The 15023-nt window shown below is 73.5% G+C and carries 16 protein-coding genes; 6 read left to right on the forward strand and 10 right to left on the reverse strand.

All coding sequences use genetic code 11. The annotated features are described in order from the left end of the window. Window positions 1-40 precede the first annotated feature (40 nt). Genes ASD16_RS04895 through ASD16_RS04910 form a run of 4 tightly spaced genes read right to left on the reverse strand, consistent with a single transcriptional unit; the run spans window position 41 to window position 4549 of the window. A complete protein-coding gene (locus ASD16_RS04895) occupies window positions 41-1279 on the reverse strand; it encodes an arginine deiminase (protein ID WP_055913565.1) in 1239 nt (412 codons plus the stop codon). A gap of 20 nt (window positions 1280-1299) precedes the next feature. Continuing rightward, window positions 1300-1842: a TetR/AcrR family transcriptional regulator gene (locus ASD16_RS04900; RefSeq protein ID WP_055913570.1), complete on the reverse strand. Its 543-nt coding sequence runs from the start codon at window positions 1840-1842 to the stop codon at window positions 1300-1302. Between the two features lie 13 nt (window positions 1843-1855). Further along, the gene (locus tag ASD16_RS04905) at window positions 1856-3856 is read right to left on the reverse strand and encodes a YhgE/Pip domain-containing protein (protein WP_055913571.1); all 2001 of its coding nucleotides are present in this window, start codon (window positions 3854-3856) and stop codon (window positions 1856-1858) included. A gap of 9 nt (window positions 3857-3865) precedes the next feature. Beyond that, window positions 3866-4549: an ATP-binding cassette domain-containing protein gene (locus ASD16_RS04910; protein ID WP_082570594.1), complete on the reverse strand. Its 684-nt coding sequence runs from the start codon at window positions 4547-4549 to the stop codon at window positions 3866-3868. Between the two features lie 157 nt (window positions 4550-4706). Here ASD16_RS04910 and def point away from each other — a divergent pair, with 157 nt between their 5' ends. The 5 genes from def to ASD16_RS04935 all read left to right on the forward strand — a co-directional run bounded on the left by def (window position 4707) and on the right by ASD16_RS04935 (window position 8774). Beyond that, the gene (gene def, locus ASD16_RS04915; RefSeq protein WP_055913574.1) at window positions 4707-5195 is read left to right on the forward strand and encodes a peptide deformylase; all 489 of its coding nucleotides are present in this window, start codon (window positions 4707-4709) and stop codon (window positions 5193-5195) included. 137 nt (window positions 5196-5332) lie between these two features. Beyond that, a complete protein-coding gene (locus ASD16_RS04920; protein WP_055913577.1) occupies window positions 5333-5833 on the forward strand; it encodes a DUF3145 domain-containing protein in 501 nt (166 codons plus the stop codon). A gap of 136 nt (window positions 5834-5969) precedes the next feature. Next, entirely contained in the window at window positions 5970-6410 is a 441-nt protein-coding gene (locus ASD16_RS04925) for an FMN-binding protein (protein ID WP_055913580.1), read from the forward strand. Continuing rightward, window positions 6397-7260 carry an FAD:protein FMN transferase gene (locus tag ASD16_RS04930; protein ID WP_055913583.1) on the forward strand — a complete coding sequence of 288 codons (864 nt, stop codon included), beginning with the start codon at window positions 6397-6399 and terminating at the stop codon, window positions 7258-7260. The genes ASD16_RS04925 and ASD16_RS04930 overlap by 14 nt, the downstream gene beginning before the upstream one ends. Continuing rightward, window positions 7257-8774 carry an FAD-dependent oxidoreductase gene (locus ASD16_RS04935; protein ID WP_055913586.1) on the forward strand — a complete coding sequence of 506 codons (1518 nt, stop codon included), beginning with the start codon at window positions 7257-7259 and terminating at the stop codon, window positions 8772-8774. Before ASD16_RS04930 ends, ASD16_RS04935 begins: the two co-directional genes overlap by 4 nt. A gap of 12 nt (window positions 8775-8786) precedes the next feature. Here ASD16_RS04935 and ASD16_RS04940 read toward each other — a convergent pair whose 3' ends face one another. The 6 genes from ASD16_RS04940 to ASD16_RS04965 all read right to left on the reverse strand — a co-directional run bounded on the left by ASD16_RS04940 (window position 8787) and on the right by ASD16_RS04965 (window position 14169). Continuing rightward, on the reverse strand, window positions 8787-9071 hold the full coding sequence (locus ASD16_RS04940; protein ID WP_055913589.1) for a hypothetical protein: 285 nt from the start codon (window positions 9069-9071) through the stop codon (window positions 8787-8789). A gap of 48 nt (window positions 9072-9119) precedes the next feature. Further along, a complete protein-coding gene (locus ASD16_RS04945; protein ID WP_055913592.1) occupies window positions 9120-10367 on the reverse strand; it encodes a beta-ketoacyl synthase in 1248 nt (415 codons plus the stop codon). A gap of 76 nt (window positions 10368-10443) precedes the next feature. Continuing rightward, on the reverse strand, window positions 10444-10692 hold the full coding sequence (locus ASD16_RS04950) for an acyl carrier protein (protein WP_055913595.1): 249 nt from the start codon (window positions 10690-10692) through the stop codon (window positions 10444-10446). Window positions 10693-10768: 76 nt separating this feature from the next. Then, window positions 10769-11773 carry a beta-ketoacyl-ACP synthase III gene (locus tag ASD16_RS04955; protein WP_055913598.1) on the reverse strand — a complete coding sequence of 335 codons (1005 nt, stop codon included), beginning with the start codon at window positions 11771-11773 and terminating at the stop codon, window positions 10769-10771. Next, window positions 11770-12747, reverse strand: coding sequence for an ACP S-malonyltransferase (locus ASD16_RS04960; protein ID WP_055913601.1), 978 nt, complete (start codon window positions 12745-12747; stop codon window positions 11770-11772). Before ASD16_RS04960 ends, ASD16_RS04955 begins: the two co-directional genes overlap by 4 nt. Window positions 12748-12858: 111 nt before the next feature. Then, window positions 12859-14169 (reverse strand): CdaR family transcriptional regulator, encoded by a 1311-nt coding sequence (locus ASD16_RS04965; protein WP_082570595.1) that lies wholly within the window; start codon window positions 14167-14169, stop codon window positions 12859-12861. A gap of 134 nt (window positions 14170-14303) precedes the next feature. Between ASD16_RS04965 and ASD16_RS04970 the strand changes: the two genes are divergently transcribed. Then, window positions 14304-14990, forward strand: coding sequence for a hypothetical protein (locus tag ASD16_RS04970; RefSeq protein WP_055913604.1), 687 nt, complete (start codon window positions 14304-14306; stop codon window positions 14988-14990). Window positions 14991-15023: the final 33 nt, after the last annotated feature.

Here is a 15023-nt window from a genome sequence, read left to right on the forward strand (position 1 = left end):
CCCTCCGCGCTCATTGAGCACGGGGGGCTTTCTGCATTCTTCAGACGGCGTCGCGGCTGATCGGGCAGGTCATGCAGTGGCCACCGCCGCGCCCGCGGCCCAGCTCCGCCCCGCGGATCTCCAGCACCTCGATGCCGGCGGCCCGCAGCAGGGAGTTCGTGGTCGTGTTGCGGTCGTACGTGAACACGACGCCCGGCTCGACGGCGACCGCGTTGTTGCCGCTGTCCCACTGCTGGCGCTCGGACGCGTACACGTCCCCACCGGTCTCGATCGCCCGCAACCCGGGCAGCCCGAGCGCGCCGGCGACGACATCCACGAACCGGGCCGAGCCCTCGTCGGTCAGGTGCACACGACCACCGTCGGCCGGGCGCAGGGTGAACGAGTGGATGGCGTCGACGATCTTCGGGTAGAGGGTCACCACGTCGCGGTCCGCGAACGTGAACACCGTGTCGAGGTGCATCGCCGAACGCAGCCGGGGCATCCCGGCGACGACGACCTGCTCGGCGGCCCCCTGGGCGAACAGCGCCGCCGCCAGCTGGGTGATGCCCTGCCGTGAGGTCCGTTCGCTCATCCCGACGAGCACGGTTCCGTTGCCGACGGGCATGACGTCGCCGCCCTCGATGGTCGAGCGGCCCCAGTGCTGCTCCGGGTCGCCCCACCACACGGTGGAGTCGACGAACGCCGGGTGGAACCGGTAGACGGCCTTCATGAGCAGCGTCTCGTCGTGCCGTGCCGGGAAGTACAGCGGGTTGAGAGTGACGCCTCCGTACAGCCAGCAGGTGGTGTCGCGCGTGTACAGGGTGTTGGGCAGCGGGGGCATGACGTACTCGCGGGCGTCGGGCGAGTACTCGGCGAGTGCGAAGTGGTCGTCGTCGAACCCGCCGGTGATGTCGACGGTCGCCAGGCCGCCGATGAGGAACTCGGCGAGCCGGCGGGGTTCGAGCCGCTCGAGGAACTCGCGGGTGTCGTCGAGAAGCTCCAGGCCGACGTCGTCGGGCACGATCTTGCGGTCCAGCAGCCAGTCGCGCGCGCCCGGGACCGCCATCGTCTCGGCCAGTACGTCGTGCAGCTCCAGCACCTCGACGCCGCGCGCCCGCAGCTCCGCGACGAACGCGCGGTGGTCACGGATCGCGTTCTCGACCCAGAGCACGTCGTCGAACAGGAGGTCGGAGGCGTTGGTCGGGGTGAGCCGCCGGTGCGCCAGCCCGGGCTCGCAGACGAGCACCCGGCGTAGGCGACCGACCTCGGAGTGCACGCCGTTCGGTGGGTCGGTGGGCATCGCGGCGGCTCCCGGTCGGCTCAGTGCACGGTGGCGAGTACGGCTGCCCTCACGTCCTCCAGGGTGCGCTCGGGCTGGAAGACCAGCCACTCGAGCCCCGCCAGGAGGGCTGCGCCGAACAGGGCGGCAGCTGTCAGGGACGCATCGCGGTCCGGCCAGGTCTCGGCGACGACGACGGCGAACGTGCCCATCGACTCCTCGCGCACGAGCCGGATGGAGTCCTGCCAGCTGCGGCCGGTCCGGAACGTCTCGGCGACCATGAGCTTCGCGAAGTCGGGGTGCGCACGGATCTGGGTGAGCAGCTCGCTGACCAGCGCCTCGAGCGCGTCGCGGCCGTGCAGGCCGTCCGAGGCTGCGCGCAGCGCCGCGGTGAGCCGGGCGACGCCCTCGGTGATGATCGCCTCGAACAGGCCCGACTTCGACCCGAAGTTGTAGAACACGCTGCCTTTGGCCACCCCGGCCGCCGACGCGATGTCGTCGACGGACGTGGCCGTGAACCCGCGGTCGGCGACCAGCGAGAGCGCGGCCTCGACGATGTGGTCCCGCGTGGCGGTCGTACGCATGGCCGTCAGCCTCTCAGATGCTCAGCGCGGGGTGCAGACGCGCCACGGTCCAGGTCCGCAGGCGCCCCGCCTTCCACGCGGTCACCGCCAGCGACGCCACCGAGACACCCACCAGGTAGGCGACGGCGGTCCACAGCCGCGCGTCCGGCGTGCCCGTGATCAGGCTGCGCAGGCCGCCGACGGCGTAGGTCATGGGCAGCACGTGGTGGATCGCCTGGAAGAAGGCGGGCGTGGTCTCGACGGGGTAGGTGCCGCTCGCCGACGTGATCTGCATCATGAGCAGCGCGATCGCGGCGACCTTGCCCGCCGCGGAGCCGAGCACCGACAGGAGCATCTGCTGCACGGCCAGGAACGTCGCCGTGACGAGGAGCAGGAACGCGACGGTCCCCACCGGGTGCCCGATGCTCAGGCCCAGCCCGAACCCCACGACGCCGACCAGGAGCAGCACCTGACCTGCACCGATGACGAGCGACGGGAGGTAGCCGGCGAGCGTGACCCGCCACCCGGACGCGGGTGTCGCGAGCGCGCGGGTGGGCAGCGGGCGCAGGAGCAGCCACGTGATCAGACCCCCGACGAAGAGCGCCAGCGGGATGAACAGAGGGGCGAACCCTTCGCCGAGGCTCGCTGCGGGGGCGACGTCGTCGTCGTCGATCGCCACCGGGGTGGCCAGGGCGTCGGCACGCGCGGTGCGCTGGGCGGCGGTGTCGTCCGGGATCTGCGACGCGCCGTCGGTCAGCCCGTCGGCGAGCTGCTGGGCGCCGCCGCCGAGCCGGCCGGTGCCGTCGGCCACCTGGGCGGCTCCGTCGGCGAGCGTCGCGGTGCCGGTCGCCAGCGACGCCGAACCCGCGGCGAGGGTGTCGGCACCGGCGGCAGCCTCGCCGGCGCCCGAGGCGAGGGCCGACGCGCCGGAGGCCGCCGTGGCCGAGGAGTCGGCGAGCGTGGCGAGCCCGGTACGAAGCGTCTGCGCGCCCGCGGCGGCCTGCGCGGAGCCGGCGTCGAGCGCGTGGAGCTGGTCCGTCATGGCAGAGATCGCCGCTGCGTCGGGCAGGTCCGCGCCGCCCAGCCCCGCCAGGAGCGCCGCAGCGTCCGGGTCGCCCGCGGTCGCGCGAGCGGTGAGGTACGCACCGACCTGCGACAGACCGTCGGTGAGTGCGGGCAGCTCTCCTGCCAGGGCGTCGACCTGCTGGGTCGCGGCGTGCACCCCGTCGGCGACGGCCTGCGTGCCCGTGGCCAGGGAGCTGCTCGCATCCGCTGCGGTGTGCGCGCCGTCCGACAGCTGCGCGGTTCCCGACGACAGCCGGTCCGCTCCGCCCGCCACCGCTCGGACCCCGTCATCGAGCGTCGCCGCCCCGGCGGCGAGCTGAGCGGCGCCGTCCCGGGCGTCGGTCGCGCCGTCGGCCACCTGGTCGGCGCCGTCCCCGAGCTGCTCGGACGCGTCGCGCAGGGACACCGCGCCGTCGGCGGCCTGCAGCATGCCGTCGCGCGCCGACCCGAGCCCGACCAGCACCTGGTCCACGGCCTGCTCGCCGGCGGTCGCCGCGACACCCTCACGGACGTGGTCCATGGCAGAGCGGCCGAGGGTGGTGCCGATGAAGGAGTTGGCGTCGTTGTAGGTCACGTCGATCTGCGCGGCGGTCGGCTCGTCGCCGCCCGCCGACACGAGCGCGGCGGAGAAGTCGGCGGGGATCGTCACCGCGAAGTAGTAGTCGCCGTCGCGCACGCCCTCGGCTGCGTCGGCGGCGTCGGTGACCACCCAGTCGAGCGCGGCGCCGTCGGTCAGCTCGTCGGTGAGGTCCTGGCCCGCGGTGACCGGGGTGCCGTCGCGGTCGGCGCCGGCGTCGGCGTTCACCAGGGCGACGGGCATCGCGTCCAGGTGCCCGGTCGGGTCCCAGAACGCCCAGAGGTACAAGGCGCCGTACAGGAGCGGGACCAGCAGCATCGCGGCGACGGCGAGCCGGGGGAGGCGTCCGCGGCCGAACCGGCGCAGCTCGGTGCCGGAGGTGAGCGAGAGCATGACGAACCTTCAGAGGGTGGGGGCGGAGACGGGCAGGACGGTCCAGCGGGTGCCGACGGCCTCGTCGGGGTCGGCGCACGAGGCGACGACCGTGAGGTCGGTCCCGGCGTTCCCGGCGAGTGCGTCGAGCCGGTCCCAGACGGTGCGGCGTCGGGCGCGGTCGTGCACCTGGTCCACGTCGTCGACGACGAGCAGCCGGGGTCGCTGCGCCATCGCCAGCGCGATCCGCAGCAGGAGCGCCTCGACCTCGTCCAGATGCCAGACGACCGTGTCGACGCTGGGGAGCGGCAGGTCGCCGAAGACCGGAGCGAGCACGCGGTCGACGACCGCCTGGTCGGCGCGGGGTGCCCGCCGGTACCAGGGTGCGAGCCAGGCGAGGCGCTCGCGTACGTGGTCGCCGACCGTCACCGAGTCGTCGAGCTCGTCGATGCCCGTGAAGCCGGCCAGCGCGACCTGGCGCTGCGTGAGCGTCCGCTGCGCCGGCAGCCGGTGGCCCAGGACGACGAGGTCGGACGCCGGGTCCGGCACCATCCGACCCGCGAGGGTGAGCAGCAGGCTGGTCCGCCCGGCGCCCTGCGGTCCCTGGACCAGGGTGAGGGTCCCGGCGGCGATCTCGAGGTCGACCGGCCCGAAGACGGGTCCCCGCTCGCCGTGCAGCTGCAGGGCGAGCGCGGTCACGGCGGGTGCGGTCACGACGTCTCCTTAAACTGACTGGTCAGTACAAAGTACGCCTGGAGCGGGTCCGGTGCACCTGCCGGGGCTGTCGTCCTGCTCACACTGGGCCGTCGGGACGGGGCGCGGGGTCCCGTCCCCGCCTCGCCGGCGGGCACGCCGTGCGAGGATCGTCCGCATGGCCATGCGAGAGATCCGGACCGTCGGGGACCCCGTCCTGCGCACCCCCTGCGACCCGATCACGACGATCGACGACCGCGTGCGCGGTCTCGTCGACGACCTTCTGGAGACCGTCGACACCGAGGGGCGCGCCGGCCTGGCCGCGAACCAGATCGGTGTCAGCCTGCGGGCGTTCTCCTGGAACATCGACGACGAGGTCGGCTACGTGCTCAACCCCGTGATCGTCGAGCTGTCCGAGGACGAGTACCAGGACGGCGACGAGGGCTGCCTGTCGGTTCCCGGCCTCTGGTACCCGACCCACCGGTCCTGGTACGCGCGGGTCGTCGGCACGGACCTGGACGGCAAGGAGGTCGTCGTCGAGGGCGTCGAGCTCATGGCCCGCTGCCTCCAGCACGAGGTGGACCACCTCGACGGCATGCTCTACCTCGACCGCCTGGAGCGGTCCGTGCGCAAGAAAGCCATGCGCGCCATCCGCGACACGCTGTAGATCGCTGGCGTGCTGGAGGAACGTCCGGCATGCTGTCCCCAGCACGCCGCGAAGCTCTCTGTCCGGCATGCGTGCTCCTGGGAACGTGACTGAGGTCGTTGGGGAAGGCGAACCTCGAGCCCGTTCAGGAGGACGACATGGCTGGTGCGATCACCCGCGGTGTACTTTTCGTGCACTCTGCACCGCGCGCGCTGTGCCCCCACGTGGAGTGGGCGGCAGGCAACGTGCTGGGTTCACGCACCACGTTCGACTGGACGGCGCAGCCGGCCGGTCCGGGGTTCTACCGTGCTGAGCACTCGTGGCAGGGCGCCCAGGGCACCGGTGCGCGCCTGGCGTCGGCGCTCCGGGGCTGGGCTCACCTGCGCTACGAGATCACCGAGGAAGCCAGTCACGGCGTCGACGGCTCCCGCTGGAGCCACACGCCCGAGCTCGGGATCTTCCACGCCGCCACCGACGTGCACGGCAACATCGTCGTGCCCGAGGACCGCATCCGCGCCGCCCTGGAGCACAGCGCCGACCCCGTCCGGCTGCGGAGCGAGCTCGACCTCGCTCTCGGGCAGGCCTGGGACGACGAGCTCGAACCCTTCCGGTACGCCGGAGCAGGGGCCCCGGTCCGCTGGCTGCACCGCGTCGGCTGACCCGTACGCCTAATCGGTTCGCTCACCCGCTGGACGTTCACAGCGTGCGTCCAGCCGTGGACCCTAGCGTCCTGACCTGTTGCCGCTGCGGCCGTGCAGGTCGGGGCCAGGGGGACACGATGAGGGGACACCACGCATGAAGACGCCACACCGGACCACGATCGCGCTCGTCTCGGGGGTATCCGCAGTCGCTGCGCTCGCCTCCTGCAGCAGCGGAGCCGCGAGCCAGGACACCGCGGACGAGGCCGTCGCCGATACCTCCGCAGCACCTGCTGAGCCGGAGTACGCCGACGGGACCTACACCGCGACCGGCTCGTACGAGTCGCCGGCCGGACCGGAGACGGTTGGTGTCTCCATCACCCTCGAGGACGGCATGGTGATGGGCGTCGAGGTCACCCCGGAGGCGACCAACCCCGCGTCGCAGAAGTTCCAGACCCAGTTCGCCTCAGGAGTGGCCGACGTCGTCATGGGAAAGCCGATCGAAGGGCTCACGGTCGACACCGTCTCCGGCTCGTCGCTGACCCCCGACGGGTTCAACGCGGCGCTCGTGGAGATCGCCGCGGATGCGCACGCCTGAGGTCTCGTTCGATGCGATCGGGACCCGGTGGTCGATCCACGTCGACGGGCCGCTGGACGTCGTCACGCTCGCCCGCGTCCGGTCCCGGATAGCGGCGTACGACGCCGTCTGGTCGCGGTTCCGCGACGACTCCGTGGTCGCCCGGATGTCTCGCGAACCGGGAACGTACCGCCTGCCCGCGGAGGCCGGCCCGCTGCTCGACCTGTACGCGACGCTCGGTCGGTGCACCGACGGCGCCGTCTCCCCGCTGGTCGCGCGCAGCCTGGTCCGGCTCGGGTACGACGCCGGCTACTCGTTGCGACCGGCAGGGGAGCCCGAGCCGGCTCCGGCGTGGGACGACGTGCTCGAGCGCGACGGGTGCACCCTCGTCGTCCGCGAGCCCGTCCTGCTCGACGTCGGCGCTGCGGGCAAGGGTCAGCTGGTGGACCTCGTCGCAGCCGAGCTGCGGGACTGCGGGATCGAGGAGTACGTCGTCGACGCAGGCGGGGACCTGGTGCACCACGGCGGGGCTGCCTTCCGGGTTGCCCTCCAGCAGCCCGGCGACCCGACGCGTGCTCTCGGCGTCGTGGAGCTCGACGGTGCCGCGCTGTGCGGGTCGGCCGTCGACCGCCGGGCGTGGGGCGACGGGCTGCACCACGTCCTCGACGCGCGCACCGGGCGGCCGACGCAGGACGTCGTCGCCACCTGGGTGGTCGCGGACACCGCGATGGTCGCCGACGGGCTGAGCACCGCGCACTTCTTCGGGGACCCCGACCGGCTGGAGGCGGCGTTCGACCACACCTACGTGCGCGTGCACGCGGACGGTCGCGTCCGCTACTCGCTCGGCCTGCCTGGGGAGCTGTTCGGATGAGCGCCGTCGACAAGGTTCTCGGCCGGGTGACGATGTACCGGCTGGTCACGCTGGCGCTCGCCGGCGTGCTCCTGGCGGCCCTGGTGCTCTCCGTCCTCGGACCGGTGCAGCAGGACCCCGTCGCTGTCGCGCTCAGCACGGCTGTCGCGGTGGGGGTCAGCGTGCTGGCCAGTCGCGCGTGCGGCGCCCTCTGGCGCACCCGCGTGCACACGGAGTCCGCCGTCATCACCGGCCTGATCCTGGCGCTGCTGTTCTGGCCGGAGACCACAACCGCCGGGCTGGGCGTCGTCGCGCTGGGGGCCGCCCTCGCGGCACTCTCCAAGTTCGTGGTGGCGGTCCGCGCGAGGCACGTGCTCAACCCCGCCGCCGCGGGCGCCCTCGCGGCGGGCCTGCTGGCGCCGGCCTTCGGAGGCTTCGGGGCCACCTGGTGGGTGGCGACCCCCGCGCTGCTGCCCGTCGTCGCCCTGGCCGCGCTGACGGTCGTCCTGCGTACCCGTCGGCTCGCGCTCGTGGCCACCTACCTCGCCGCCGCGCTCGCCGTGCTCCTGCCGCGGCTCGTCGCCGCCGGAGCCGCGCCCCTCGACGCCCTCCTGACCGCCCTGCAGTCCTACCCGCTCGTCTTCGCGGCCGGCTTCATGCTCACCGAGCCGCTCACCCTGCCGCCGCGCCGGTGGCAGCAGCTGTCCGAGGCCGCCCTGGTGGGCGCGCTGACGGTCGTACCCTTCAGCCTCGGCGTCCTGTACGCCTCACCGGAGCTCGCGCTCGTCGTCGGCAACGTCCTGGCGTTCCTGGTGGGCCAGCGCCGTGCCGTCCACCTGCGGGTGCGCGCCCAGCGGATGGTCACCCCGGGCATCCGCGAGGTCGCGTTCGCGTCCGAGTCCGCCGTGCGGTTCCGGCCCGGGCAGTGGATCGAGCTCCACGTCCCGCACACCAGCGCAGACGCCCGCGGGTCACGCCGTGTGTTCTCGCTGGCCACGCCACCCGACCATGCGGACGGGGTCGCGGTCGCGTTCCGGGTGACCGAGACCCTCAGCTCGTTCAAGCAGGCGCTCAGCGCGCTTCCCGAGGGTGGTCTCGTGCGCGCGACCGGCGTCGGCGGCGACTTCGTCCTCCCCAAGGACCCAGCCGTCCCGCTGCTGCTGGTCGCGGGCGGCATCGGCATCACCCCGTTCGTGAGCCAGCTGGCCGACCTCGCCCGGTCCGGAGACCAGCGTGACGTCGTCGTGGTCCTGCTGCTCCCTCCGGGCGACGAGGCGCCGTACGCCGAGGTGCTCCTCGACTCCGGGGCCCGCGTGGTCGTCGTGAGCCCGGAGTTGCCGCCCGCGATGCCGGAGTCGTGGGTGTTCGCCACCGGCCCGACGATCGACGGGACGATCCTGCACGCGACGGTGCCCGACGCCGGCCGACGTGTCGCCTACGTCTCCGGGGGACCGGGCATGGTCGACCACTCGCGTCGCGTCCTGCGCCGCTCGGGCGTCCGCCGCATCCGCACGGACGCGTTCACCGGTTACTGAGCGAGGCGCGCGTCAGAACAGGTCGGCGATCAGGCGACCTGCGGCTCTGATCGCCCGGCCGATGGAGCGGAACACCCCGACACCCGACCGTCGCGACGCCCGCCAGCTCAGCACCACGACCGCGCCGAGCCCGACCGCCGCGACGACCAGGGCTCCGGAGACGAGCCCGGAGGGGACGTCGGCAACCCCGTCGACCGCGAGGACCAGTCCCGCCGCCATCAGCGCGAGCAGCGCCGCCAGCCCCGCCAGCGCCACCAGCGGGCTCGGGCGGGCGGGGCCGCCAGGTGTCTTGGTCATGTCACGGCATCGGTCGGGACGACGACGGACCTGAGCCCGGCCGTGCGGTCAGACCGAGGCGACGACGAGGGCGACGTTGTGGCCGCCGAAGCCGAACGAGTTGTTGATCGCAGCGATGTCGCCGTCGCGCAGGGTGCGGGGCTTGTCGCGGACCAGGTCGAGGACCAGCTCGGGGTCGGGGTTCTCGACGTTGATGGTGGGCGGAGCCTGCCGGTCGCGCAGCGCGAGGATGGCGAAGATCGTCTCCAGCGCACCGGCGCCGCCGAGCAGGTGGCCGGTCATCGACTTGGTGGCGGAGAGGGCCACGTGGTCGGCCTCGTCGCCCAGCAGGCCGCGGATCGAGCGAGCCTCGATGAGGTCACCCACCACCGTCGACGTCGCGTGGGCGTTGACGTGCACCACGTCGATGCGGGCGATCCCGGACTCCTCGAGCGCGGCGCGCATCGCGCGGATCTGGCCCTCGCCGGACGGCTCGGGAGAGGTCATGTGGTACCCGTCGGCGGAGAGGCCGACACCGGCGATGCGTGCGTACACGCGGGCGCCTCGAGCGGCAGCGTGCTCGGCGCTCTCCAGCACGACCACACCGGCGCCGTCGCCCATCACGAAGCCGTCGCGGTCGACGTCGTAGGGGCGCGAGGCGCCCTCGGGGTCGCCGTTGCGCAGCGAGAGCGTGCGCGACGCGGCGAAGGCGGCCACGTTCATCGGGTGGATCGACGCCTCGGTGCCGCCGGCGATGACGATGTCGGCGCGGCCGCTGCGGATCATGTCGACGCCGTAGCCGATGGCCTCGGCGCCCGAGGCACAGGCGGACACGACCGCGTGGGCTCCGGCGCGAGCGCCGAACTCGAGAGACACGTAGGCCGTCGGGGAGTTGGGCATGAGCATCGGCACCGTCATGGGCAGCACCCGGCGTGCGTTGCCGCTCGCGAGCAGGCCCTCCCAGGCGTCCAGGATCGTGCGGATGCCGCCGATGCCGGAAGACACGACGGAGCCCAGCCGGTCGTTGTCCACCTCGGGCGAGCCGGCGTCGGCCCAGGCCTCGCGGGCGGCGATGACCGCGTACTGCGCGGACGGGTCCATCTTCTTCATCTCGGGCCGCGTCAGGGCCTCGGAGGGGTCGACCTTGATGGTGGCCGCGAACTCGACGGGCAGGCTGAACTTCTCGACCCAGTCGTTGTCGAAGCGCCGCGCGCCGGACTCGCCGTTCAGTGCGGCGGCCCAGGTGCTGGGGACGTCACCGCCGAGAGGCGTGGTGGCTCCCAGTCCGGTGACGACGACGTCGGGTACGTGGCTCATCGGTGCTCCAGATCTGCGGTCGAGAGGGTGGTCGGTCCCGGGCACGCAGGCCCGGGACCAACCAGGTCGCGCAGGATCAGGCCTGCGCGCCCGTGATGAACGTGACGGCGTCACCGACGGTGGCGAGGTTCTTGACCTCGTCGTCGGGGATGCGCACGTCGAACTTCTCCTCGGCGAGCGTGACGATCGTCATCATCGACAGCGAGTCGATGTCGAGGTCGTCGGTGAAGGACTTCTCGGGCAGGACGGAGTCCGTGGGCAGACCGGTCTCCTCGCTGACGATCTCGGCCAGCCCGGCCAGGATCTCCTGCTCGCTGTACGCCATCGGTTTTCTCCTCGTGTCTGTTCCTGCGGTGTGGGGTCGGACGAACGGTACAACCGGGGGTCGTACCTCAGGGGTTTCAGGGCAGGACGACGACCTGCGCCGCGTAGACCAGACCGGCGCCGAAGCCGATCTGCAGGGCCAGCGCACCGCTGCTCACCTGACCCTCGCGCAGCAGCCGCTCGGTCGCCAGCGGGATCGACGCGGCGGACGTGTTGCCGGTCTCGGCGATGTCACGGGCGACGACGACCGAGTCGGGGAGCTTGAGGGTCTTGATCATCTGGTCGATGATCCGCATGTTCGCCTGGTGCGGGATGAACGCCTCGATCTCGTCGGCGGTCACACCGGCGGCGTCCATCGCCTTCTGCGCCACCGGGGCCATCTGCCAGACGGCCCACTTGTAGACGCTCTGACCCTCCTGGCGCAGCGTGGGCCAGCCGAGGCCCTCGTCGCGGGTGGCGAGCCACGAGTGCGTCTGGCGGATGGCCTGGGCCTGGCTGCCGTCCGAGCCCCAGATGGTCGGGCCGATGCCGGGGGTGTCGGACGGGCCGATCACGACCGCTCCGGCGCCGTCGCCCAGCAGGAACGAGATCGACCGGTCGGTCGGGTCGACCAGCTCGCTCATCTTCTCGGCGCCGATGACCAGCACGTTGCGGGCGGTACCTGCACGGACCAGCGCGTCGGCCTGCCCGATGCCGTAGCAGTACCCGGCGCACGCCGCGGAGATGTCGAACGCGGCCGCCGGGGTGGCGCCGATGCGGTCGGCGATGATGGCCGCACCCGCGGGCGTCTGGTGGAAGTAGGTGACCGTCGACAGGATCACCGCGTCGATGTCCGCCCCCGTGAGACCGGCGTGCTCGAGCGCGGCCCGCGCGGCACCCTCGGCGAGGTCGAGCACGTCCGTGCCCGCCTCGGCGCGGCGACGCGTCACGATGCCGGTCCGCTGACGGATCCACTCGTCCGAGGAGTCGATGGGGCCGACCAGCTCGTCGTTGGGGACGACCCGCTCGCCGCGGACGCCTCCGACGCCCAGGATCCGGGTGTGGGCCGGGCCGGTGGCCTGCGTGAGAGTGGGACGGGTCACGACGACTTCTCCTGGTGGCTCTCGGGGGCTCCGGTGTGCCGACGGACGAGGTCGCGCGCGGCGTCCAGGTCGGCGGGGGTCTTGACGGCGACCGTCTCGACCCCGGGCAGCGTACGCCGGGCCAGGCCGGTGAGCACCCCTCCTGGGGCCACCTCGAGCATCCCGGTGACGCCGAGCGCCTGCAGCGTGGACTGGCACAGGTCCCAGCGGACAGGGTTGGCGACCTGCGCGACGATCAGTTCGAGCGCCCGGGCGCCGGACGCGGTGACGGTGCCGTCGGAGTTGGTCAGCAGCGGGACCATCGGCTCGCCCGGGGTGACGTCCTCGGCGGCGGCGCGCAGCTCGGCGACGGCCGGCGCCATGTGCTCGGTGTGGAACGCACCCGCCACCTGCAGCGCGACGACGCGGGCGCGGGCAGGGGGAGCGGCGGCGAACGCGGCGAGGGCGTCGAGCGTGCCCGCGGCGACCACCTGGCCACCGCCGTTCACGTTCGCGGGGACTAGGCCGTGCTCGGCGAGGGCGGCGAGCACCTCGTCGGGGTCTCCGCCGAGCACCGCGCACATGCCGGTCGGGGTCGTCGCCGCGGCGCGAGCCATCGCGGCACCGCGCACCGCCACGAGACGCAGCGCCTCGTCGTCGGTGAGGACGCCCGCGATCGCCGCCGCGGCGAGCTCGCCGACGGAGTGCCCCGCGGTGGCGCCGACCACGCGCTGTGCGGCGATGTCGAGGGCGTCGTCCGGGCCGAGATCGAGGACGGCCCGCAGGCTGGCCAGCGCGGACGCGACGAGCAGCGGCTGCGCGACGGCGGTGTCCCGGATGGTGTCGGCGTCCGACGTGGTGCCGTGGGCGACGAGATCGAGGCCGGTCGTGCGGGAGGCCCGCGCGATCGACTCGGCGACGGAGGGCAGCTCGAGCCACGGGGCGAGCATGCCGGGGGACTGGGCGCCCTGACCGGGGCAGACGACGACGAGCACCCGACCACTCTGCCTGGCGCAGCGGGCCGACCCGGCTCACGGCGTGCACCAACCTTGTCGGGCGCCCTTGTGCGACTCCTACAACGCGTCGGGCGCGTCGACGTGCATGGGTCAGCGGGCGCCGACCGTGGGAGCAGGCTCCACGGCGTCGAGCCGCCCGAGTGCCAGCGCGGTCTGCAGCACGTAAGACTCGCGGGCGTCCAGGGGGTCCCAGCCCGTCACGTCGGCCACCCTGCGCAGGCGGTAGCGGACCGTGTTGGGGTGCACGTAGAGCGTGCGGGCGGCCGCCTCGAGCGAGCGACCGGTGCCGAGGTAGGCCGACAGGGTCTCGAGCAGGGACCCCTGGCTGGCCGCCAGCGGTGCGTACGCCTGCGCGACGAGCGTGCGTCGCGCGGTGACGTCCCCGATGAGCACACGCTCGGGCAGGAGCTCGTCGGCCTGCACCGGGCGGGGGGCCTGCTCCCACGCGGGGGCGGCGACCAGCCCGGACAGCGCGGCGCGCGCGGACCGCGCCGAGTCGGTGAGGTCGCCGACCACCGGTCCGATGACCACGGGTCCGGGACCGAACCGGGGGAGCAGTGTCACGGCGGCCGCCGCCAGGTCGCCCTCGCCGCCCAGGAACACCACGAGGCGGTCGCCCTGGATGCCGACGAGGGCGTCGTCGGCGGCGCGGCGGGTCGCGCGACGGAGCTCGGCGGCGCGGACGTCGTCGAGCGCGGACGTCGTCGTCCCGACCATGACCAGCGTGGATCCCCGTCCGCTCCAGCCCAGCGCGGCGATCCGTGAGCGCAGGGCGTCGTCGACGTCACCGCGCACGAGGGCGTCGACCACGAGGGCCTCGAGGCGCGCGTCCCAGGCCCCGCGGACCTCGGCGGCGCGGGCGTAGACCTCCGCCGCGGAGAACGCGACCTCCCGCGAGTAGCGCAGCACCGCCTCACGGACCTCCCGCTCGTCGCCCGGGGCGGCCAGGCGGTCGCTGTGGGTCTCGACCACGTCGACGACGACGCGGACCAGCTGAAGGGTGTGCTGCAGCGAGATGGAGCGCGTCAGCTCGGGCGGGGCGGCGGCGAAGATGTCACCGACCCCGTGCGGCGGGCGGGTGGGCTCCGCGAACCAGGTGACGAACGCCGTGATGCCCGCCTGGGCCACGAGGCCCACCCACGAGCGGTCCTCGGCGGGCAGTGCGCGGTACCACTCGAGGTCCTCGTCGAGCCGGCGCATGGCCGCGGCGGCCAGCAGACCGGCGCTGTCGCGCACCCGCCGCTGGGTCTCCGGGCCGCCGCGCGCCTCGAGCACAGGCGCGCGCAGGCGTGCGGGCGCTGAGCGGCGGGGTCGGCCCGCCGACGGCGACGGGTCCGCCGGGTCGGGCCGATCGGGCGCGACGTCGGGGGCGGAGCCCTTCCCGCGCAGGGTGCTGGACATGCGCCGAGCATAGGGTCCGGCCTTGTGGGAAGTCGACAAAACCGGGTCGGGCACGCCCGGCGCGGCGGCGGGACCGGATTGTGAGGTACGTCGTCAAAAGGGTGTGGTCCGCCCCCAGCGGATAGGGTCTCGTCATGGCTCTTCTGCCCCGTCTGCGTCAGCTCATGCGACGGCCGTCCTCGGCCTCGCGGGTCGGCGCGCGCCGTCCGACCAAGGCTGCGCGGCGCGGCGACACGCTCCACGAGGACGCGCTGCGCTCCATGCTCAGCGACGACCCGAACAACGAGAGGGCCTTCGTGGCCCTCGCGGAGATCGTCCGTCGCCGAGCCGCCGAGGCCAGCCCCGACCACGACCCGCTCTCCGCGGAGACCACCGACACCGAGCGGCAGCGCGCCGCCGACCTTGCCGTCTGGGCGCTCGGCGAGGAGCTCGCCGGCAACCCGCGGGCCTGGTACGCACTCATCGAGGTGGCGCGCCTGTCCGTGCACGACGACCACGAGGGCACGCTGCGCCGGCTGACCACGGCCGCCGAGCGCGACCCGTCGGGCAAGGCGCTCGTCGAGGCGCTCGCCCTCCTGCGCGAGGCCGGGCTCCCGGTGGACGCGCTCGGGCTCGGGGTCGGCCACTGGCGGCCTCGCGAGCACGACCCCGAGGTCGCCCGCCAGCTGGTGCTGGCGTCCATCGAGGCCGGTCGTCCGCTGGAGGCCAAGCAGCACATCGCCGCCCTGGACCTGTACCCGAACCCGCGGGCGGTCGCCGACCTCAAGGGCGAGCTGGCCCGCGACGTCGCGCACGCCGAGCAGTCGATCCCCGGCACCTGACCTCCCGTACGACGACAGCACGAAGGCCCGGCC

The sequence above is a fragment of the Cellulomonas sp. Root485 genome (assembly GCF_001426705.1).
Classification (GTDB): Bacteria; Actinomycetota; Actinomycetes; order Actinomycetales; family Cellulomonadaceae; genus Cellulomonas.

Coding starts and splice junctions, on each gene's coding strand:
- ASD16_RS04895 (WP_055913565.1), bottom strand. CDS start 1,279: ATGCCCACCGACCCACCGAACGGCGTGCACTCCGAGGTCGGTCGCCTA.
- ASD16_RS04900 (WP_055913570.1), bottom strand. CDS start 1,842: ATGCGTACGACCGCCACGCGGGACCACATCGTCGAGGCCGCGCTCTCG.
- ASD16_RS04905 (WP_055913571.1), bottom strand. CDS start 3,856: ATGCTCTCGCTCACCTCCGGCACCGAGCTGCGCCGGTTCGGCCGCGGA.
- def (WP_055913574.1), top strand. CDS start 4,707: ATGGCCATGCGAGAGATCCGGACCGTCGGGGACCCCGTCCTGCGCACC.
- ASD16_RS04920 (WP_055913577.1), top strand. CDS start 5,333: ATGGCTGGTGCGATCACCCGCGGTGTACTTTTCGTGCACTCTGCACCG.
- ASD16_RS04925 (WP_055913580.1), top strand. CDS start 5,970: ATGAAGACGCCACACCGGACCACGATCGCGCTCGTCTCGGGGGTATCC.
- ASD16_RS04930 (WP_055913583.1), top strand. CDS start 6,397: ATGCGCACGCCTGAGGTCTCGTTCGATGCGATCGGGACCCGGTGGTCG.
- ASD16_RS04935 (WP_055913586.1), top strand. CDS start 7,257: ATGAGCGCCGTCGACAAGGTTCTCGGCCGGGTGACGATGTACCGGCTG.
- ASD16_RS04940 (WP_055913589.1), bottom strand. CDS start 9,071: ATGACCAAGACACCTGGCGGCCCCGCCCGCCCGAGCCCGCTGGTGGCG.
- ASD16_RS04945 (WP_055913592.1), bottom strand. CDS start 10,367: ATGAGCCACGTACCCGACGTCGTCGTCACCGGACTGGGAGCCACCACG.
- ASD16_RS04950 (WP_055913595.1), bottom strand. CDS start 10,692: ATGGCGTACAGCGAGCAGGAGATCCTGGCCGGGCTGGCCGAGATCGTC.
- ASD16_RS04965 (WP_082570595.1), bottom strand. CDS start 14,169: ATGTCCAGCACCCTGCGCGGGAAGGGCTCCGCCCCCGACGTCGCGCCC.
- ASD16_RS04970 (WP_055913604.1), top strand. CDS start 14,304: ATGGCTCTTCTGCCCCGTCTGCGTCAGCTCATGCGACGGCCGTCCTCG.